Annotated in this window: 15 protein-coding genes; 3 read left to right on the top strand and 12 right to left on the bottom strand. The window is 71.7% G+C overall.

Features of this window, described 5'->3' with window-relative positions; all coding sequences use genetic code 11:
- Positions 1–10: 10 nt before the first annotated feature.
- The 5 genes from ASD18_RS08475 to ASD18_RS08455 form a co-directional block, all read right to left on the bottom strand.
- On the bottom strand, positions 11–997 hold the full coding sequence (locus ASD18_RS08475) for a hypothetical protein (RefSeq protein WP_056089302.1): 987 nt from the start codon (positions 995–997) through the stop codon (positions 11–13).
- Positions 998–1,238: 241 nt separating this feature from the next.
- Positions 1,239–2,423, bottom strand: coding sequence for a sugar ABC transporter permease (locus tag ASD18_RS08470; protein ID WP_056089297.1), 1,185 nt, complete (start codon positions 2,421–2,423; stop codon positions 1,239–1,241).
- Entirely contained in the window at positions 2,420–3,151 is a 732-nt protein-coding gene (locus ASD18_RS08465; RefSeq protein WP_056089295.1) for an ATP-binding cassette domain-containing protein, read from the bottom strand. Before ASD18_RS08465 ends, ASD18_RS08470 begins: the two co-directional genes overlap by 4 nt.
- Entirely contained in the window at positions 3,148–4,224 is a 1,077-nt protein-coding gene (locus tag ASD18_RS08460) for a substrate-binding domain-containing protein (RefSeq protein WP_056089292.1), read from the bottom strand. The genes ASD18_RS08465 and ASD18_RS08460 overlap by 4 nt, the downstream gene beginning before the upstream one ends.
- Positions 4,221–5,405, bottom strand: a complete 1,185-nt coding sequence (locus ASD18_RS08455; RefSeq protein WP_056089289.1) for an ROK family transcriptional regulator — start codon at positions 5,403–5,405, stop codon at positions 4,221–4,223. Before ASD18_RS08455 ends, ASD18_RS08460 begins: the two co-directional genes overlap by 4 nt.
- A gap of 389 nt (positions 5,406–5,794) precedes the next feature.
- On the opposite strand from ASD18_RS08455, the gene ASD18_RS08450 reads away from it, so the two are divergent.
- The 3 genes from ASD18_RS08450 to ASD18_RS08440 all read left to right on the top strand — a co-directional run bounded on the left by ASD18_RS08450 (position 5,795) and on the right by ASD18_RS08440 (position 9,041).
- Positions 5,795–7,093, top strand: a complete 1,299-nt coding sequence (locus ASD18_RS08450; RefSeq protein WP_056089284.1) for an ABC transporter substrate-binding protein — start codon at positions 5,795–5,797, stop codon at positions 7,091–7,093.
- Between the two features lie 149 nt (positions 7,094–7,242).
- Positions 7,243–8,148 carry a carbohydrate ABC transporter permease gene (locus ASD18_RS08445; protein ID WP_056089280.1) on the top strand — a complete coding sequence of 302 codons (906 nt, stop codon included), beginning with the start codon at positions 7,243–7,245 and terminating at the stop codon, positions 8,146–8,148.
- Positions 8,145–9,041, top strand: coding sequence for a carbohydrate ABC transporter permease (locus ASD18_RS08440; RefSeq protein ID WP_056089277.1), 897 nt, complete (start codon positions 8,145–8,147; stop codon positions 9,039–9,041). Before ASD18_RS08445 ends, ASD18_RS08440 begins: the two co-directional genes overlap by 4 nt.
- Positions 9,042–9,138: 97 nt before the next feature.
- Here the strand turns inward: ASD18_RS08440 and ASD18_RS08435 are convergent, their stop codons facing one another.
- From ASD18_RS08435 to ASD18_RS08405, 7 genes are all read right to left on the bottom strand, one after another.
- Complete coding sequence (locus ASD18_RS08435) at positions 9,139–9,738, bottom strand: DUF937 domain-containing protein (RefSeq protein ID WP_056091845.1); 600 nt, start codon at positions 9,736–9,738, stop codon at positions 9,139–9,141.
- Positions 9,739–9,901: 163 nt separating this feature from the next.
- Positions 9,902–15,712: a pullulanase-type alpha-1,6-glucosidase gene (gene pulA, locus ASD18_RS08430; protein ID WP_056089274.1), complete on the bottom strand. Its 5,811-nt coding sequence runs from the start codon at positions 15,710–15,712 to the stop codon at positions 9,902–9,904.
- A 118-nt stretch (positions 15,713–15,830) separates the two neighbouring features.
- A complete protein-coding gene (locus ASD18_RS08425; protein ID WP_056089268.1) occupies positions 15,831–16,556 on the bottom strand; it encodes a cysteine hydrolase family protein in 726 nt (241 codons plus the stop codon).
- 15 nt (positions 16,557–16,571) lie between these two features.
- Positions 16,572–17,111 (bottom strand): isochorismatase family protein, encoded by a 540-nt coding sequence (locus tag ASD18_RS08420; protein WP_056089264.1) that lies wholly within the window; start codon positions 17,109–17,111, stop codon positions 16,572–16,574.
- 51 nt (positions 17,112–17,162) lie between these two features.
- Complete coding sequence (locus ASD18_RS08415) at positions 17,163–18,314, bottom strand: BMP family ABC transporter substrate-binding protein (RefSeq protein ID WP_056089259.1); 1,152 nt, start codon at positions 18,312–18,314, stop codon at positions 17,163–17,165.
- A gap of 32 nt (positions 18,315–18,346) precedes the next feature.
- Entirely contained in the window at positions 18,347–19,258 is a 912-nt protein-coding gene (locus ASD18_RS08410; RefSeq protein WP_200938499.1) for an ABC transporter permease, read from the bottom strand.
- Positions 19,255–20,346 (bottom strand): ABC transporter permease, encoded by a 1,092-nt coding sequence (locus ASD18_RS08405; protein WP_082573678.1) that lies wholly within the window; start codon positions 20,344–20,346, stop codon positions 19,255–19,257. Before ASD18_RS08405 ends, ASD18_RS08410 begins: the two co-directional genes overlap by 4 nt.
- Positions 20,347–20,364: the final 18 nt, after the last annotated feature.

Below are 20,364 nucleotides of genomic sequence, written 5' to 3'. Positions count from 1 at the left end.
AACGAAGTCTTCACGCGAGGACGGAGCAGGTGGGCGAGCACGGCGCGGCTCGGCCCCGCCAGCCGCGCGAGCGCAGCGCAGCCGCCACCTGCGCGGCCGTCTCGCACGGCTCGGCCACCACGTGCTGCCATCGGTAGCGGAGAGTGATCTCGGATCGCTCGATCAGCACGGCGTTGTCGCGCCACGTGTCGCGGGCTGTGCGGCCGGACGGGTGCGCGAGCTGTCCGTCCAGCTCGATCCTCACCCCGAGCCCGACGTGCACGCGATCGGCGCGGATCCAGCGACCACCTGTCCGCTCCCGCAGCTGAGCGCACGCGGCCGGCAGCCGGTGGCGCCGTTCGACATCCCGCACGTACCTGTGCTCGAGCGGTGACTCGATCCCCGTCCCCTCGTCTCCGAGCAGGTTCACGACCAGATCGCGGTGCCGGAGGAACCGACGCCCGCCGGCCTGCAGCAGGAGGCGACCGGGCAGCACGCCGATGCGGACCGCCTCGCACACCAGGCCGACGACGTCATCCTCCGAGTCGAGCTCGTGCACGAGATCCAGCACCGTGGCGTCGACGCCAACTGCACGAATCCGACCGCCTGCGTGCGGCATCGTGCGCCGGCGCCGGAGACCGAGGCCGGGCTGCGGCGAGACGGCACGATGCGCCGGGATGCTGACGACGATCCTCGGCCCCGGCGTGGAGACGATCCCGTGCACGAACGCGGCCGACGAGTGCGAGAGAGCAGCACCGTCGCCGGCGTAGAGCAGGGCGCCACGCGCGCGCTCGCGCCAGGTGATCGCACCCGAGTGGAGGGCGATGACGCCGCGCCACAGTCGCTGCCAGTCACCGTGGGCAACTCGTCGTGACACGACCGCGCGGCCCACTCCCCACGCGTGGAGCTGCGCGGACGTCACCACCGCCTCCTGCCGATGGACGGTGTTCCGCGCCGCGGCGTCCAGCTGGGGCGGGAGTCGTGCCGCGTGCGGCGCAGCGCGTCGAGCGTCACTCACGCCCTCAGGGTCCCGCAGACGCGGGGCCGACGACGCCGGCCATCCACAGCCGCGGCCTCGTGCGCGACGCGCCGTGGTGCACGTCCCGGCACGAGGTCGCCACGCGAACGTCGGCGGGCCGCGAGCAGCGGGCACGCCGCGCGTGGAGGCTCGCGTGAAGACTTCGTTGCGTCCAGCGCAACGATGTCTTCACGCGAACCTTCGGCCAGGGAGCGGCGGCGGGCGGCGACGCCGGAGAGTGTCAGGACTCGCGGGCGCGGCGCTGCAGCGCGTCGATCGTGACCGCGACGGCCAGTACTAGGCCGGTCACCACCAGGCGCGCCGACTGGTCGAGGTTCAGCAGCGTGAGCCCCGTGGAGATCGACTGCACGACGAGGATGCCGACGAGCGCCGACCACGCCGACCCCCGGCCACCGAACAGGCTGGTCCCCCCGATGACGGCTGCGGCGATCGCGGTGAGGTTGGTGTCCCCGGCACCGCTGCCCTGGTTGGCCGCCGCGAGGCGACCGACCGCGAGCACGCCACCGAGCGCGGCGAGCGTCGAGCACGCGACGAACGCGGAGACGAACACGCGTCGCACGGGGACGCCGGCCTTGCGGGCGGCCTCCGCGTCGCCGCCGACCGCGCGCACGAACCGGCCCCAGCGCGTCCGCCGCAGCATCAGGTCGGTGAGCGCGACGAGCGCGACGAAGAGCGCGAAGACCGCGCCCACGCCACGGTTGGTGCCGAGGTAGGCCACGACGACGGACAGCACCGCCGCGAGGGCGACCACCCGGGCCACGACCTGCCACAGCGGCGCGACCGGCAGCTCCACCCGGAGCCGGCGCACCCGGTCCGTGGCCCGTCCGGCGGCGTACCCGAGGACGACGAGCGCGACGATCGCCCACGAGGTCGCGGGCGCGAGGAACGCGGTCTGGCAGAACCGCACCAGCCACCACTCGAACGGCAGGTTGACCGAGCCGGTCGGCCCGAGCACGCGCATCTGCAGCCCCGTGACCACCAGCAGGCCGGCCAGCGTGAACACGAAGCTCGGCACCGCCAGCCGCGTGTGCAGGGACGCGTAGATGGAGCCGACGAGCACCCCGACGGCCAGCGCGGCGAGGACCGAGAGCCACAGCGGCCAGCCCAGCTGCACCGAGCCCACGGCCACCACGGCGGCGGCCAGCCCGGAGACGGCACCCACCGACAGGTCGATCTGCCCGACGTGCAGCGTGAGCACCACGCCGAGCGCGATCACGCCGGTGGCGGCCGACTGCTGCGTGAGGTTGACCAGGTTGTCGCTGGACAGGAAGTGCGGGTTGAGCAGCTGGAACACGATCCCGATCAGCACGAGCACCACGGCGACGGGCAGCACGCCGAGGTCGCCGGTGCGCAGCCGCCGCCAGGTCGTCGCGACGAGGCCCGAGTCGGCAACCACGGCGCTCATCGGGCGATCCCCGTCACGGCCGCCAGGAGCTCCTCGTAGCTGGTCCGCGCGGCGTCGAACACACCGTTGACGCGACCGAGCCGGAGCACGACGATCCGGTCGGCCACGGCCTGCACGTCCGCCAGCGAGTGGCTGGTCAGCACCACGCCGTGCCCGCGCCCGCGCAGGCGCTCGACCAGGGTGAGGAACTCCGCCGTCTGGCGCAGCCCGAGGGCCGCCGTCGGCTCGTCGAGGACGATCACCCGCGGCTCCCCCAGGAGCGAGCGCGCGATGGCGACCGCCTGCCGCTGTCCGCCCGACAGCGCGGCGACGGGGACCCGGACCGACGGCACGCGGGCGGCGAGCTGGTTGAGCAGCTCCCACGCGTGCTTCTCCATGGTGACCTCGTCGAGCAGGAGCCCGCGCTCGGCCTCGTGCCCGAGGTAGAGGTTCTCGACGACGTCGAGGTTGGCGCACAGTGCCAGGTCCTGGAACACCGCCGCGATACCGAGCCCGCGCGCGACCGACGGGTCCGAGAGCGTCACGGGCTGGCCGTCGACCAGGACCTCGCCGGTGTCCGGGGCGAGCGCGCCGGTGAGGGCGCCGACGAGCGTCGACTTGCCCGCACCGTTGTCCCCGATGACGGCGACCACCTCGTGGGCATGCACCTGCAGGTCGACGTCGACGAGGGCGCGCGCCGCTCCGTAGCTCTTGGACACCGCGCGCAGGGCGAGGATCGGCTCGCTCACGGCGCACCTCCGTCGAGCAGGCCCGCAGCGGCGCAGGCGTCGGTGTAGGGATCCACGCAGATCTCCTCGGTGGTGTAGACGCCGCCGTCGACGATGACGCGGTGCAGGTTGTCCAGGGTCACGGGCACGGGGCTGAGCAGCAAGGAGGGCACACCCGCCACGCGGGCGGTCGTGACCGGCACCTCGCCGCGCAGCACGCGGACGGCCAGCTCGGCGGCGGTGCGCGCCTGCTCGCTGATCGCCTTGTAGACGGTCATCGACTGGTCGCCGGTGACGATCCGCTGGATCGCCGCCAGCTCCGCGTCCTGCCCGGTCACGGGAGGGACGGGGTCCAGCCCGGCGGCCTTCATGGCCGAGATCGCCCCGCCTGCCGTCCCGTCGTTGGCGGCGTAGACGGCGTCGACCAGGCCCGCGTACTGCGTGAGCTGCCCGGTCACCCACTCCTGCGCCTTGTCCGGGCTCCAGTCGGGGGTGTCGTACGACGCGAGGATCTCGATGGGTGCGTCGGCGAACGCGTCGGCGACCCCGGCCTCGAGCGCCGCGGAGTTCGGGTCGGTCGCCGCACCGTTGACCATGAGGACGCCCTGGGGCGGGTCGTCGGGACCGGTCCGGCCTGCCGCCAGCTCGCGCACGAGCGCCTCGCCCTGGTACCGGCCGATGCGACGGCTGTCGAAGGAGACGTAGTAGTCGAGGTCGGCGTCGGAGATGAAGCGGTCGTACGCGATCACCGGCACCCCCCGGCGGTGCGCCTGCCCGACGATGCTCACGGCCGCCGCGGCGTCGACCGCGTCGAGCACGAGCACGCCGGCGCCCTGCGTCAACGCCGACTCGGCCTGCTGCTGCTGGGTGGCGGCGTCCTGGTCGGCGTTGGCGTAGACGACGGTGCACTCCGGGCACCGGTCGTGGACGACCTTCTCGAACTCGGGGCGGTCCACCGCCTCGTAGCGGGCGGTCTTCGACTCCGGGAGCAGGAGGGCGATCACCTGGTCAGAGGGGGCGGCACCGGTCGGTGCGGCCGCGCACCCCGCGAGGGCGAGCACCACGGCCACGGCTGCGGTCAGCGCGCGGGTCACACGACCACCGCCCCGGCGCCGGCGATCGTGACCGTGTCGAGCGCCACCGCGAGCGCGCCGCGCACCTCGGCCGCGGCGCCGAGCTCCGCGCCGACCACGGGAACCGGGCCCGCCGTGCTGGGGATCGTGCGCTGGGCGAGGGCGACGCGCAGCGGCTCGAGCAGCAGCTCCCCCGCGTCCGCCAGCTCCCCGCCGACCACCAGGAGCTCGGGGTCGAACAGGTTGCACACGCTGGCGGCGGCGACGCCGAGGTGGTGCCCGGCATCGGCGATGACGCGCCGGCACCCGGTGTCGCCCGCCTCGGCGCGGGCGATCACGTCGCGCAGCGTGAGGTTGCCGTGGCTCGGCCGCAGCATCTCCAGCAGCACGGGCGCGCCCACGTACAGCTCCAGGCAGCCGCGGTTGCCGCAGCGGCAGACCGGGCCCTGGTCGTCGATGGTGGTGTGCCCGATCTCGCCCGCGGCGCCGACGCGGCCGTGGAACACCTCGCCGCCGAGCACGAGCCCGCCCCCGACGCCGTGCGAGGCGCGCACGTAGACCACGTGCTGCTTGCCCCGGGCCGCGCCCAGGCGGACCTCTGCGAGCGCGCCGAGGTTGGCGTCGTTGTCCACGTACACCGGCAGGCCGAGCCGCTCGCCGAGCATCTGCGGCACCCGTGCACCGTCCCAGCCGCGCAGCATGCCCAGCGAGGAGAGCTGGCCGGTGCGCACGTCGACCGGGGCCGGCACGCCGACGCCGACGGCGAGGACCTCGGGCAGGGTGGCGTCGACCGAGTCGACCATCTCGGTGAGGAGCATCGCGGCCCGCTCGAGGCCCTGGTCAGCCCGGTGGTCCGGCGGCAGGGGCATGCGCTGCTCCGCGACGATGCGGTGCGCGACGTCCGACAGGGCCACGCGCAGGGACCGGGTACCGAAGTGCATGCCGGCGACGAGGCCGAGGTTGCGGGCGAGGGTCACCTGCTGGGCGCGCCGACCGCTGCGCGACGTGGGGGCCGTGTGCAGGACGCCGGCGGTCGTCAGCTCCTTGACGATGTTGGACACGGTGGCCGGGGACAGGCCGGTGACGCCGGCCAGCTCGACCTGCGTGAGCGAGCCACGCTGCTGGACGGCGCTGACGATCCGCGCCCGGTTGGCTTCACGCAGTGAAGTCTGAGAGCCCGGTGTGACCCGGTCATTGCCCACCGGCGCAGGATACACAGCGGCCGACCTCGCCCCGGGTGAACCTCGTCGGCGCGCGGTGGCGGACCCGTCCCACTGCCTCGCTCTCCGGGCCGACCTGCGCAGACGGCGGAGAAATGCCCCAGACCAGGAGGTCTGCGGCGACCCGGGCGACCGCACGTCTCCACCGGGTGAACACCAGATCACGATTTGGCCACTCATGTGTTCACTTCTTGACTTCAACCTGGCCCGGCGATCTGATGTGACCCGGATCGGGCGAGGCGCAACGCAGAGCCTCCGACCGATCGTCCGGCAGACGCTCCCGCTCCGCCGGGCGAGCACACCGGGCCGCGGGAACCCCACCCCCGGCCAGCAGCACCCCATATCCACGGCAAAGAAGGCGTAGGAGTCACATGCGTACAGCACGCAAGTTCACCGCCATGGCCGCAGGTCTCGCCGTCGCCAGCCTCGCGCTGGCCGCGTGCAGCTCCGGCAGCGGCAGCGATGACGAGACCGGCGGCACGGGCAGCGGCGACGAGGTCGAGGTCTTCACCTGGTGGGCCAGCGGGTCCGAGAAGCTCGGCCTCGACGCCCTCGTCGGCGTGTTCGAGACCCAGAACCCCGACGTCGCGTTCGTCAACGGCGCCGTCGCCGGTGGCGCGGGCTCCGCGGCCAAGGACCTGCTCCAGTCGCGTCTGCAGGCCAACGACCCGCCGGACACGTTCCAGGCCCACGCGGGCGCGGAGCTGACCGACTACATCAACGCCGGCCAGGTCGAGGACGTCTCGGCCCTGTACGACGAGTTCGGTCTGCGCGACGCGTTCCCGGCCGACCTGGTCGAGCGCCTCACCGTCGACGGCAAGATCTACTCGATCCCGTCGAACATCCACCGCGCCAACGTCGTCTGGGCCAACACCCAGCTCCTCACGGACTCGGGTCTCGACCCGGCCGCGACGTACGCCTCGCTCGACGACTGGTTCGTCGCGCTCGACGCCGTCAAGGAGAAGACGGGCCGCACGCCGCTCTCGGTGGCGACCACGTGGACCCAGGTCAACCTCTTCGAGACCATCCTCCTGTCCGACCTGGGCGCCGACGGCTACAACGGCCTCTGGGACGGGTCGACCGACTGGGCCAGCCCCGAGGTCACCGACGCGCTCGCCGACTTCGAGAAGCTCATGAGCTACACGAACGAGGACCGCGACGGTCTCGACTGGCCTGACGCGACGCAGCAGGTCATCGACGGCAACGCCGCGTTCAACGTCATGGGCGACTGGGCCGTGGCCGCGTTCGAGGAGGCCGGCAAGAAGGCTCCGGCCGACTACGTCTACATGCCGGTCCCCGGCACCGACGGCGTGTTCGACTTCCTCGCCGACTCCTTCACGCTGCCCGTCGGTGCCCCGCACCCGGCCGGCGCCAAGGCGTGGCTGAAGACGATCGGGTCGCTCGACGGCCAGGTCGCGTTCAACAAGGCGAAGGGCTCCATCCCGGCCCGCAACGACGCCAAGCCCGAGGACTTCTCGGAGTACCAGCAGTCCGCGATGACGTCCTTCGGCCAGGACACCATCGTGTCCTCGCTGGCGCACGGCGCGGCGGCCCCGGCCGCCTGGGCCAACGCGATCTCGGACGCCACCAGCAAGTTCACCACCGGTGGTGGCGACCTCGCCGGCTTCCAGGCCGACCTGGTCGCGGCCGCCGAGGCGAACGCCGGCTGATCCGCCTCACCGCATGACACGGTCCCGTCCCCGGCCCTGGCGATCCCAGGGCCGGGGCGGGGCCGCGTGCAGCACCTGCTCGACCCGGGTCGGCTGACCCTCCACCGCCTGACCCGTCCGAACGCTCGTCACGACTCCAGGAGGCACTCGTGCCCCGACAGATCCGTAAGTGGGGGCCTCCCCTCCTGCTCATCTCGCCGACCCTGATCCTGCTCGGCGTCTTCGTCTACGGCCTCCTCGCCGTGAACGCGAACACGTCGATGCAGGACATCCACAACTCCTCGCAGGCCAACGGCAAGGCCCCCGTCAGCTTCGTCGGCCTCGAGAACTACATCTCGCTGTTCGGGTCGGACGAGTTCCAGCACTCGCTGAAGAACCTGGTGCTCTACACCGTGGTCTTCCTGGCGGGCACGATGTTCTTCGGGTTCGTCTGGGCATGGCTGCTGGACCGGCCCGTGCGCTTCGAGGGCGTCTTCCGCTCCATCTACCTGTTCCCCATGGCGGTCTCGTTCGTCGCCTCGGGTGTGGTGTGGCGCTGGCTGCTCAACTCCAACCAGGGCGAGAACGCCTCGGGCCTCAACCGGTTGTTCCAGATGATCGGCCTGCCGTTCCTGCAGAACAACTGGTGGAACAACGTCAACGTCGGCATCGCGGCCATCGCGATCCCCGCCATCTGGCAGCTGTCCGGCTACGTCATGGCGCTGTTCCTGGCCGGCTTCCGGGGCATCCCCGAGGAGCTGCGTGAGGCGTCGCAGATCGACGGCGCCAGCAACTGGCAGATGTACCGCCACGTGATCTTCCCGCAGCTGAGCCCCGTCGCCCTGTCCGCGGTGATCATCGTCGGCCACATGTCCCTCAAGGCGTTCGACCTGATCATGTCGATCTCGAAGCCGGCGAACTACCAGACCAAGGTGCCGGCCATCGACATGTACGTGTTCAAGTCGAGCTTCGACTACTCGAACGCGGCCGCGGTCGGCGCGATCCTGCTCGTCATCGTCGCGGTGCTGATCATCCCGTACCTGGTGCACCTCAACCGGACGGAGAAGCACTCATGACCACCGTGACGCCCGCTGAGCTCACCGCTCCCCTCGGCCGCCCGGCCACACCCGCCGCGGAGCTGACGCGCAGCAGGTTCTCGAAGGGCCGCACCGCCAAGTACGCGCTGCTCATCTTCTTCACGCTGCTCGTCCTGATCCCGGTCTACGTGCTGATCGTGACCAGCTTCAAGGGCCTGGGCGACGCCACCCCGGCGCGCGCCTGGAACCTGCCGCAGGTCTGGACCACGGAGAACTGGAGCGCCGCCTGGACGTCCCTGTCGCCGTCGCTGTGGCGCACGTTCCAGATGGTGATCCCCGCCGCGATCATCTCCTCGTTCCTCGGGTCGATGAACGGCTTCGTCCTGGCGCGCTGGCGCTTCCGGGGTGCGGACATCGTCTTCACCCTGATCCTGTTCGGGATGTTCATCCCGTACCAGGCCGTGATGATCCCGCTGCTGCAGCTCATCCTCGGCGCCGGGATCCCCTCGGGCGTCCCGTCGCTGATCATCCTGCACGTGATCTACGGTCTGCCGATCACGACGCTGATCTTCCGCAACTACTACATGTCCATCCCCGAGGAGCTCGTCGAGGCCTCGCGCGTGGACGGTGCGGGGATGCTGCGGACCTACTGGTCCGTGGTGCTGCCGATCTCGATCCCGAGCTTCGTGGTGGTCCTCATCTGGCAGTTCACCTCGGCGTGGAACGACTTCCTGTTCGCGGTGTTCTTCTCCTCCAGCCAGAACGGCCCGGTCACCCTGGCGCTCAACAACCTGGCCAACGGTGCCCTGCTCACCAACTACGGCATCTCGATGGCGGGCGCCCTGCTCGCGTCGCTGCCCACGCTGCTGGTGTACATCCTGCTCGGGAAGTACTTCATCGGCGGCCTCATGTCCGGGTCGGTCAAGGGCTGACGCCCCTGGCGTGACCACCCGCCGCGGTCTCCGCAACCCGGCACGCACGAAGGGCCCGCGACAGTCACTTGTCGCGGGCCCCTCGTGTGCCTGGCGATCAGCGCTTGCCGCCCCCGAGCAGGCCGCCCAGGATCCCGCCGATGTCGATCCCGCCCGACGAGCCGCCGCCGCCGAGCATCCCCCCGAGGACGCTGCCGAGGCCGCCGCCCGAGGAGCCGCCACCACCGAGCACTCCCCCGAGCACGTCCCCGAGGCCGCCGCCGCCCTCGGTCGCCGCGCTCTGCGTCCCGCCCGAGCGACCGGCCAGCTGCTTCGCCAGGAACGCCATGACGATCGGGGCGAGCATCGGGAGCACCTTGGCGATGATGGACTGGTCGGGCGTGCGCGAGTCGGAGCCCAGCGCCGCCACCACCTGGTCCTGGTTCGCGCCGAAGACGTTCCGCACGATCTTGGCGCCGTCGTCGGTGTCCACCTGGTCGAGGTCCACGCCGCCCTCGACGAGCGACGGGTCCTTGGTGCCGAGCGCGCGCGAGAGGGACGCGGCACCGGCCGGGTCCTGCGCGTTCGCCTCGATCCCGCCGAGCAGCGCCGGGAGGGCCGCGGCGACCGCGCTCTGCGCGGTGGCGGTGTCCACCCCGAGCTTCGCGGCGAGCTGGTCGATCGGGATCGTCGCGGTCAGGTCGTCGAGGGCTGCCACGGCTGCCTCCTCCTTGAGGGCCGAGCCGGCGGGGTCGCAGGCTGCACGGCCGCATGCGGTGCACCCGCACACGTCCTCACCGTAGAGCGAGGTCCGCACCGCCGCACCGGACGACGACGGGGCAGGACCGTCGCCGGTCCTGCCCCGTCCTCACCTCACGTGGTCACCGCCCCCAGGGCCACCAGCCGCCGCCGTGGCCGTGGCCCGCCTTCTCCACGAGCACCGCGACCGTGCGCGGCGGGACGGTCACCGTGCCGGTGGCCTTGTCCCACGTGGTCGCCTTGACCACCGGGTCGCTGCCCGAGGCCTGGACCGGCGACAGCGCCAGCCGGTGCCCCGCGAGGTCGGCGACGGTCTGCGTCGTCGCCTCGTCGGACCCGTTGACCACGACCAGGACGCCGTCGAGCGTGCGGTCCACGTCCTTGGTCCAGCGCCGCGTCGCCGAGTCCCAGCCGGGCTCGTCGTCGATGGCCATGACCACCACGCCCGGGTCGGCGTCCGGGCCGGAGCCCGGGAAGCTGACCTTCTGCTCGATCAGGTCGGCCGAGCCGAGCCGGAACAGCGGCGTGGAGAACCGCAGCCGCAGCAGGTCGTCCGCGGCCTTCGACGCCGTGGCGATGTCGGCCGGCGTCGGCTTGAGCGCCGGGTCGGCCAGCAGCGGCTGCTGGATCGGCCACTTCGCGGAGTTGTCGGCCGCCGGCGGCAGACCGCGGCCGAAGCCGTTGTCCTGGCCGGACAGGTCGAGCAGGTTGAACCAGTCGCCGGAGTTGTAGCTGTTCCGGTCGAGCGACTTGCTCCGCAGCAGGTCCGCGCCCGCGTGCCAGAACGAGGGCGTCTGGGCCAGGGCCGTCGTCGCCAGCGAGACGGTGTTCATGCGCACGCGGTCGGCCATCGGGGTATCCGTCGGCAGCTTGTACGTGAGCGAGTCCCACAGCGTCTCGTTGTCGTGGGCGTCGACGTAGGTGATGACCTCCTCCGGGGAGTCGGCGTACCCGGCCGGCTGGCCGTTGTAGTCGAGCTGCGCCCCTGTCTGGACGGTGCCGGCGCTCGTGAGGAACGCGTAGTCGCGCAGGTTGCCCGCCATGCCGAGGCGGACCAGGTCGGCGTCGTGCGCCGCCCGGGCCAGCTGGTCGGCCTCCGAGCCGTTGATCGCGTCACCGTTCGGGTCGGTGCCGCCGCCGGAGCCGAAGCCCTGGATGCGGGGGTTCTCGTCGAACGGTCCCCCGCCCCGGACGGCGTCGCGCAGGCGGTCGGAGAAGGTGCCGATGCCCGTGCCGCCCAGCTGACCCTGCGTGGCCTGCGTGAACAGCGCGTTGTTGGCGACCTCGCCGAAGTTCCACCCCTCGCCGTACAGGTAGACCTTCTTCCCGTCGACGCCGTCCTTCTTCGGGGTGAGCGCGTCGAGGGCGGTCCGGACGGCCTCCATGTTCTCCACCGAGTGGTGGCCCATGAGGTCGAACCGGAACCCGTCGACCTTGTAGTCACGGGCCCAGGTCACCACGGAGTCGACCATCGCCTTCTGCGCCATCTGGTGCTCGGTCGCGATGTTCTGGCAGCAGGTCGAGGTCTCCACGTTCCCGAGCGCGTTGAGCCGCTGGTAGTAGCCGGGCACCACGCGGTCGAGCACGGACTGCGGCGACTGACCGCTGGCCGTCGTGTGGTTGAACACCTGGTCGAGCACCACCTGCAGGCCGTCGGCGTGCAGCGCCCCGACCATGGTGCGGAACTCGGCGACGCGTGCGCCGCCGTCGGCGTTCACCGCGTACGACCCCTCGGGGGCCGTCCAGTGCAGCGGGTCGTAGCCCCAGTTGAACCCGTCGGCGTCGGCCACGGCCGTGACGCACGCCTGCTGCTGGTCGGAGTCCGGTGCGTACGACGCGAGGTCGCAGTCCGGGGTCTCCTGGAGCGCCCTGTCCTCCTGGATCGAGGCGATGTCGAACGTCGGCAGCAGGTGGATCGTCGTCAGGCCCGCCTTCTCGAGCTCACGCAGATGCGTGCGGCCGGCGCCGTTCGTGGCGAACGCCAGGTACGTGCCGCGCTTGGCCGCCGGGACGGTCAGGTCGCTGATGGAGAAGTCCCGCACGTGCAGCTCGTAGATCGTCTGGTCCACGGGCCGCACGACCGGCTGCTTCGCCTTCTCCCACTGGCTCGGGCGGAAGGCCTTGTCGGCCAGGTCCACCAGCACCGAGTGCGTCGAGTTCAGCGTGAGCGCCACCGAGTACGGGTCGGTCACGCGGTTGACCTCGACCTTGTCGGTCGTCGGCGCGTAGACCGTGACCTCCCAGAGGTAGCGCGCACCGGCCCAGGACTTCTTGCCGGGAACGGTCCAGGTGCCGTCAGCCTGACGCGTGGCGGCCACGCGCTGCTCGGTCGACGAGGTCCCCGGCCAGACCAGCAGCTCGACCTTCTGTGCCGTCGGTGCCCAGACGGCCAGCGAGGGGACGCCCTTCTTCCAGGTGGCGCCGAGGGTCCGCTCCTGCGCGTCGCCGGCGTAGACGTCGTCGAGCACGCCCGGGATCTGCACCCCGGTCGCCGCCTGGTAGGTGCCGTCGGACGCCGCCTGGGTGACCAGGAGCGCGCCGCGCAGCAGGTCGGCCGTCGGGGCGTCGTCGGGTAGGTGCAGCGCGACGTACCCGGTGGCCAGCGCCGGGAAGCGCTCGCGCTGTGCGGCCGTGAGCCCGGCCGGGTCGTAGGTCAGCGGGACGGGCGCTCCGTCGCCGCCGACCAGCACGCCGTCCTGGACCTTCAACCCGCCGGTGGGCGAGGCGTGCAGCGCGAAGGTGCTCGCGGCCGGGTCGGTGGCCCACGCCGCGGGCCACGCGATCGTGTCGTCGTCGATCCAGTGCGCCTGCGCCTGCCCGGTGCCGGGCAGCGGCGGGTCGGACACCTCGATCGTGAGGATGTGCGTGGCCAGCACGTAGGAGAACGTGACGGGCTTGCCGCCGGGCGCCGAGAACGGGATGTTCGCGCCGCCGGGGGCACCGCCGGCACCGTAGTTCTCGGCCCAGCCGAGGTTGTGCGCCACCTTGACCTCGTACGAGCCCGCGGGGATGTCCGGGGCGGTGAACGTGTAGGTGCCGTCACCGTCCAGGTCCTGCAGCCAGCTCTTCAGGCAGTCCGGCATCCAGTCGCCGGTGCAGCCCAGCTCGCTGTTGACGGACCCCGGCACCGTGAGGATCGGGCCCTGGGCGGTCGACGTGAAGTAGTGCGTCGTCTCGTCGTAGTAGAACGTCACCGGGCCGGCCGTCGTGACGGAGTACGTCACGTTCGCGCCGCCCGCGACGCCACCGGCACCGTAGTTCTCGTCCCATGCGCCGTTGATGGCGACCTTGTACTCGTAGGTGCCGACGGGCAGGTCGAACGTGCCGGACCAGACACCGTCCGACGCGCGCTTGGTCAGCTGAGCCGCCTCGCAGGCCGGCTGCCAGTCGCCCGCGCAGGTCATCTCGCTGTTGTGGCTGCCGGGCACGGACACCGACGTCGGGCTGACCGGCCCGGTGTCGGGGACCACGCCGTCGACGGCCACGCCGACGCTCGCGTAGGTGGACGCGGCCGACTTGTGCCCGGCGGCGTCCACGGTCACCGCGCGGTACTCGACCACGGCGCCGTCGGGCAGACCGGACACCGTGTGGAACACGCGGGGCGACGTCGTCTCCGAGGTGCCCAGCGGGGTCCACGTGTCGTCGCCGAGGACCCGGTACGCGAACGAGGTCTGGCTCCAGACGTCGTCGGCGACGTCCGCGCCGACGGCGGACTGCCCGGTCAGCCCGGCGCCCGCGGTGGGGACGGTGAGCGTGATCGGACCCGCCGCGTCCGGTGCGGCGACGGTCGTCCCGGCCTTGAGCACGACCGCGCTCAGGGCGGGGATCGTCACCGCGACCTTGCCGTCGGCGGCGGCCGTCACGCCGGTGGACGTCCCGTACAGCGGGGCGAACGTCGCGCCCGGCGTCAGGGTGTCGATGGTGACCGTGGTCGGCGTGGTCCCGTTGTTCGTCGCGACGAGGTGCTCGACCTTCTCGTCCGCGTCGACCCGGGAGAACGCGTAGACCGCGCCGGAGGCGTACCGCTCGATCTGAGCGCCGTCCTGCAGGGCCGGGTGCGCGGACCGCAGGGCGGCCAGCTCGGCGATGTGGTCGTACAGCGCGGTGTCGGTGCCGTACCGGTCCACCGAGCCGACGGTCGTGCCGTCGAGCAGCGTCTGGTTGGCGTACTCGGGCACCTGCGTCGCGAACAGCGACTGCCGCGCGTCCTTGTCGCCGCCGGTGCCGACCCCCGCGAAGCCCTGCTCGTCGCCGTAGTACACGACCGGCTGCCCGCGCGTGAGGTACATGAGGGAGTGCGCCAGCTCGGAGCGCTGCTCCGGGTTGCTGGCGTCCTTGACGAAGTAGCCGATGCGGCCCATGTCGTGGTTGCCCAGGAACGTGGGCAGCGCCTGCGCGTTCGTCGTGGGAGTCGTGTACATGTCGTCGCCCGCGTAGAGCGCCTTCAGGCCACCCGCCGAGAAGCCCTTGGCGTAGTTGGCGGCGGCCGACTGGAACGTGAAGTCAAGGACCGCGTTCATGTCGCTGTCGCGCAGGTACGGGGACAGCTTGGCGGGGTCGGCGTCGTAGACCTCGCCGAACATGAAGAAGTCGGGGTTGCCGACGGAGGTCGCGTGGTCGCGCACCGCCGTCGCGAACTTCTCCCAGAACTCGAAGTTGACGTGCTTGGCGGTGTCGATGCGGAAGCCGTCGACGCCCATGTCCACCCAGTCGTTGTAGACGTCGACAAAGCCGTTCACGACCGTCGGGTTCTCGGTCATCAGGTCGTCCAGGCCGGAGAAGTCGCCGTACGTCGTGGACTCCCCGGTGTAGGTCGAGTTCCCGCGGTTGTGGTAGAGCGTCGGGTCGTTCAGCCAGGAGGGAACCTTGACGTTCTCGTCCTCGGGCGCGATCACCGGCGTGTACGGGAAGCTCGTCGCGGCGTCCATCGTCGGGAACGTGTCGGTGCCCGCGTAGGTCGCGGGGTCGAACTCCGTGCCGCCGGCGTCGGTGTACGGGCTGGTGGCCTGGTCGATGTAGCCGTACTGGCCCTCGGTGTAGTCGATGACGTCGGCCGTGTGGTTGGTGATGATGTCGAAGTAGACCTTGATGCCGCGCGCGTGGGCGTCGGCGATCAGCGCCTCCAGCTCGGCGTTGGTGCCCAGGTGCGGGTCGATCTGCGTGAAGTCGGTGATCCAGTAGCCGTGGTAGCCGGCGGATGCGTCCGCGCCGGTGCCCTGCACGGCACGGTTCTTGAACGACGGGGTCAGCCAGATGGCCGTGGTCCCCAGGCCCTCGATGTAGTCCAGCTTGCTGTGCAGGCCGGCCAGGTCACCGCCCTCGTAGAAGCCCTTGTCCGTGGGGTCGAACCCCGTGGCCAGCCGGTCGCCCGTGAGCCCGCCGGTGTCGTTCGCGTCGGCACCGTCGGCGAACCGGTCGGTCATCACGAAGTAGAACTGCTGGTTCGCCCCGGGGTCGCGCACGGGGGTCGCGACGAGCGCGTCGTCCGCCGGCGTGTAGCCCGCACCCAGCTCCAGCGGGGTCAGCGCGACCCGGTGCGTGGTGTCGTCGTAGGTGAACCGCAGGGTCGACGGGCCTTCGAGGACGAGCGGGATGTTGTTGTTGTCTCCCGTGCTCCCGTTCTTGCCGTACGCCTCGTCCCAGCTGTCGTTGATCGCAACCTTGTACTCGAACGCACCGGCCGGGACCGTGAAGTCCGCGGAGTACACCCCCGCCGTGGCGGTGGGAGCGAGGTCCGTGGCGTTGCACTCGGGCTGCCAGTCCCCCGGGCAGCCGATCTCGCTCTGCAGGCTGCCGACGAGGGCGACGGTGCGGTCGGCGGCTGCGGCGGGCGTTCCTACGGCGGCGACGAGCCCGACACCGGCGACCGCGAGGGCGGTCAGCGCGGCGAAGGCTCGGGACAAGGAGCGGACGGGGGCGTCGGCGGGCGACATGGCGACTCCTTCGTCTCCCCGCACGTCGATGTGCGGGGCAGGTGTCGCCGACCGTATCCGCTTGCAGCAACTTGCAGCAAGGGATACGGGCGATTGGGCAGTCTTCGGATGGTTCGGACTAGACGGTCACCGGGTTCGCCAGTGCGGTCAGCAGAGCCGCCGAGTCCGCGACCGCACCGAACACGCCGCCCTGCATCGTCACCATCTTCAGCGCAGCCAGGTAGTTGCCGTAGTCCGTGGCGCCCGTGCAGTCGGACAGGAGCAGGCACTCGTACCCGCGGTCGTTGGCGTCGCGCATGGTGGTGTGCACGCAGACGTCGGTGGTGATGCCCGTGAGGATGATGTGCGTGATCCCCCGGTTGCGCAGGATCAGGTCGAGGTCCGTCGCGTAGAACGAGCCCTTCCCCGGCTTGTCGATGACCACCTCGCCGGGCAGGGGCGCCACCTCGGGGACGATCTCCCACCCGGGCTCGCCGCGCGTGAGGATCCGGCCGCACGGGCCAAGGTCCCCGATGCCGGCGTCGATCCGCCGCGAGCGCCACAGCTTGTTCGCGGGCAGGTCGGACAGGTCCGGGCGGTGGCCCTCACGGGTGTGGATGATGTGGAAGCCCAGCGCGCGCGCCACCTCGAGCATCGCCGCCGTGGGCGCCAGCCCCGCCCGGGTCAGCTCCAGGTCGTAGCCCATCGCGGCGACGTATCCCCCGGGGCCGCAGAAGTCCTGCTGCCAGTCGATGTTGAGCACGGCCGTCGTCTCGGCGGTGAACGTGCCGTCGTAGGGCCAGGAGTAGGGGTCCGCGACGACGGGTCCGTACGCCACCGTCGTCGTCGTGAGCTGGTCGGTCATCGTGGTCTCCTCGGGTCAGCGCAGGGCGGGCAGGGGTGCGAGTGCGTCGACGACGTCGGTGGAGTACCCCACCGCGCCGAAGATCCCGCCGGACATCTCGATGCTGGAGATCGACGCGTCCACCAGGTCAGGGTCGATCGGTACGCAGGCGTCGACGACGAGCAGGCACTCGTAGCCGCGGTCGTTCGCGTCCCGCAGGGTCGAGTGCACGCAGGTCTCCAGGCCGACGCCGACGACGACGAGCCGCCGGGTGCGGCCGGTGCGCAGGACCAGGTCGAGGTCGCTGGCGTAGAAGCCGTCGATCCCACCGGCCTGCAGCTCGAGGTCGGCCGTGAGCCCGTGCTCGTGCGGGCCCGCACCCGGGTCGGGAGCCGGCGCCGTCGTGCGGACGACGAGCACCCTGCCCCCCGCGGCCTGCACCGCCGAGGCGAGGGGCTCCACGGGCGCGGCGAGCTCGCAGTCCCCCGCCGGCAGGACGACGAGCAGCGCCGTGCGGGTGCCGTCGAGGTCGCCGTCGAACGGCCACGGGTACGGCGTGGTGCCGGAGACGTGCATGGTGCCCCTCCAGGTGGGGGCGGGGGCCGGCGGACCGGCCCCCGCCGGGGGTCAGGAGACGGTGCCGGTCACGCCCTGGACGAAGTAGTCCATCTGCTCGATGGTCTCGATCGGCGGGGTCTCGCCGTCGGCCACCGTCACGGTCCCGTCCTGCGCGGTGACCGGTCCGGTGAACGGGCTGCCACCCGCCTCCAGCTCCTCGGCAGCCGCGGCGATGAGCGCCTTCGTCTCGTCGGACACGCTCGGACCGAACGCGGAGGCGACGAACGGGTTCTCGCCGCTGGCCATGTTCGCGCGGTAGTTGCCGTTGTACTCGCTGCCGGTGAAGCCGCCGTCGATCGCCGTCTGCACGATGTCCGTGTACAGCGGGCCCCAGTTCCACTCGGACCCGGTGAGCCAGCCCACGGGCGCCAGCGACGACGCGTCCGCGTGGTAGCCGACGGTGAAGGCGCCCGCGGCCTCGGTCGCCTCGATGATCGTCTTGGTGCAGTCCTGGTGCTGGGTCATCACGTCCACACCGGAGCTGAGCAGCGACGCCACCCGGTCGGCCTGCGTGGCCGGGTCGCACCAGCTCGTGGTCGACACCGCGGTCACCTCGACGTCCGGCCGCACCGACTGCGCACCGAGCGTGAACGCGTTGATGTTGGCCAGGGTCTGCGGGATCGGGATGGCGTAGATGTAGCCCAGCTTCCCGGACTGCGTCGCGGCCCCTGCGGCGATCCCGGCCAGGTAGACCGGCTCGAACACGCTGCCGAAGTAGGTCCCCATGTTCGCCGGCGCCGGGTCGAGCAGCCCGCCCTGGTGGACCACGACGACCTCGGGGTGCGCGTCGGCCACCTGCTTGGCCGCGTCCAGGTGGCCGTAGCTGGTGGCGAAGATGATCGTCGCCCCCTGCGCGACCATGCTCTCCATCGTCGTGGCGGCCGTGTCGTCCTCGGGGATGTTGTACGCCTCGAGGACCTCGAGGTCGGGGAACTCCCCGCGCAGCGCCTCGACGCCCTGGAACACGGCCTGGTTGTAGCCGAAGTCGTCCTTCGGCCCGACGGCGATGACTCCGACCTTCGTGGCGTCCGCCCCGGGTGCGGAGTCGCCGGCCGGAGCGGAACCGTCGGCCTCCGGGGTGCTGACGGCGGGGCTGCACGCGGCGAGGACCGCGACCACCGCCGCGACGAGACACACGCGTGCTGTTCGGGTGAGGCGCATGGTGATCCTTCCGGGGACGGGACAGGAGGGGGTCAGGTGGTGCGGCTGTTGTCGAACACCTTGAGCAGCTCGTCCGGGGCGGCCAGCATCGTGCGGCGGCCCAGGATCGCCAGGACGACGAGCGTGAGGACGAAGGGCACGGCGTTCAGCGCGAACTGGTTGACGGCGATGCCGGAGGTCTGCAGGACGGAGGCCAGCGACAGCGCCGCGCCGAACAGGTACGCGCCGGCCATGATGCGGATCGGGTTCCACATCGCGAAGATCACCAGGGCCACCGCGATGAACCCGCGGCCGGCGATCATGTTCTCGAACCAGCTGTTGGCGTAGGCGATGGAGATGTGCGCGCCGCCGATCCCCGCCAGCGCCCCGCCGGCGACGGTCGCGCAGTACCGCACGGCCTGGACGGAGTACCCGTTCACCTCGAGCGCCTCCGACCGCTCACCCGCCGTGCGCACCAGCAGCCCGACGCGCGTGCGGAAGAGCACCCACCAGATGACCGGCGCCGCGACGTAGGCGACGTAGACCAGCGGGTCGTGGTCGAACAGGATCGGGCCGAGCCCGGGGATCTCGCTCAGCCCCGGCACGGGGACCGGCGTGAACGCGTTGATCTGGCGGCTGACGTAGGAGACGCCGAACAGCGAGGTGACACCGAGCGCCAGGAAGTAGAGGGTGAGCCCGCTGGCGAACTGGTTGGCCCGCCGGCTGACCACGAGGACCGCGTGCACGAGGCTCAGCAGAGCCCCCGCGAGGGCGCCGCCCAGCACTCCCAGCCACGGGTTCCCGGTCTCCGCGGTGACCGCGTACCCGCCGAGGGCACCGAGCAGCATGGCGCCCTCGGTGCCGAGGTTGATGACGCCGCCCCGCTCGGAGATCGTCTCCCCGAGGCCCGCGTACATGATGGACGTGCCGCCGCGCACTGCCCCGGCCAGGATGTCGATGATCACGAGCGCACCTTCCGCGGACCGGTCCAGCCGAGGACGGCCAGCAGGACGAGCCCCATGAGGATGTTGACGCTCGCCGCCGGCAGGCCCGAGCCGATCTGGAGGCTGTTGCCGGACACCGCGATCGCGGCCAGCACCAGCGACGCGAGCAGCAGCGGCAACGGCTTGTGCCGGGAGAGCCAGCTGGCCAGGAACGCGACGTAGCCGATGGTCAGGCCGAACGTCGGCCGCAGCTTGTACTCCATCCCCGCGAACTGGATGAACCCGGCGAGCCCCGCCAGCGCCCCACCGAGCAGCAGCGCGGTGAGCAGCAGCGTGACCACCGGCAGGCCCGCGCGGCGGGCGGCTTCGGAGTTGCCGCCGACCACCGAGAGCCGGAAGCCCCACGTGGTGCGGGTGAGCGCGAACCAGACGGCACCCGCGGCGACCACCGCCAGCGCCACCCCGACGTGGATGGCGGTCCCGGCGAAGACCGGCAGCTTCATCGCGTCGTTGAGCTCCACGCTCGTGGACTGCCCGAGCGCCGCCGGGTCCTTCCACGGACCGAGGATGAGGAAGAGCATCGAGTAGAGCGCGACGTAGTTGAGCAGCAGCGTGGTGACGGCCTCGTTGACCTTGACGACGAGGCGCATCGCGGCGGCGATGCCGGCCCACGCCGCCCCCGCGGCCATCGCCGCCACGATCATCAGGAGCATGATCAGCCACGGCGACGCTACGGGCGTGAGCCACAGCGCGACACCCGCCGCGGCAACGCCCCCGATGATCAGCTGACCCTCGCCGCCCACGTTCACCAGCCCGGCGCGCGCCGGCACGACGACCGCGAGCCCCGCCAGCGCGATGGGCGCCGCGCGCAGCACGATCTGCTGGAACTGCCCGGGCTGCGTCAGGGTCGACGTCCAGATGTCGGCGTACACCGCGAACGGGTCCGCGCCGTTGGCCAGCACGAACGCCCCGAAGACCACGAGGCCGGCGATCAGGGCACCCACCCAGCGCAGGAGCGCGGAGCCCCCGGTCCGCACGCGGCGGGGGACGTCGGCGGGCGGCGCGGCCGCGGCGGATGCGGGGGCCTCCTTCGTCACCTCCTGGCTCATGCGACACCTCCGAGCATC

This window comes from Cellulomonas sp. Root137, assembly GCF_001426725.1.
GTDB lineage: Bacteria > Actinomycetota > Actinomycetes > Actinomycetales > Cellulomonadaceae > Cellulomonas.
This window is presented reverse-complemented; position numbering and strand designations above follow the sequence as displayed.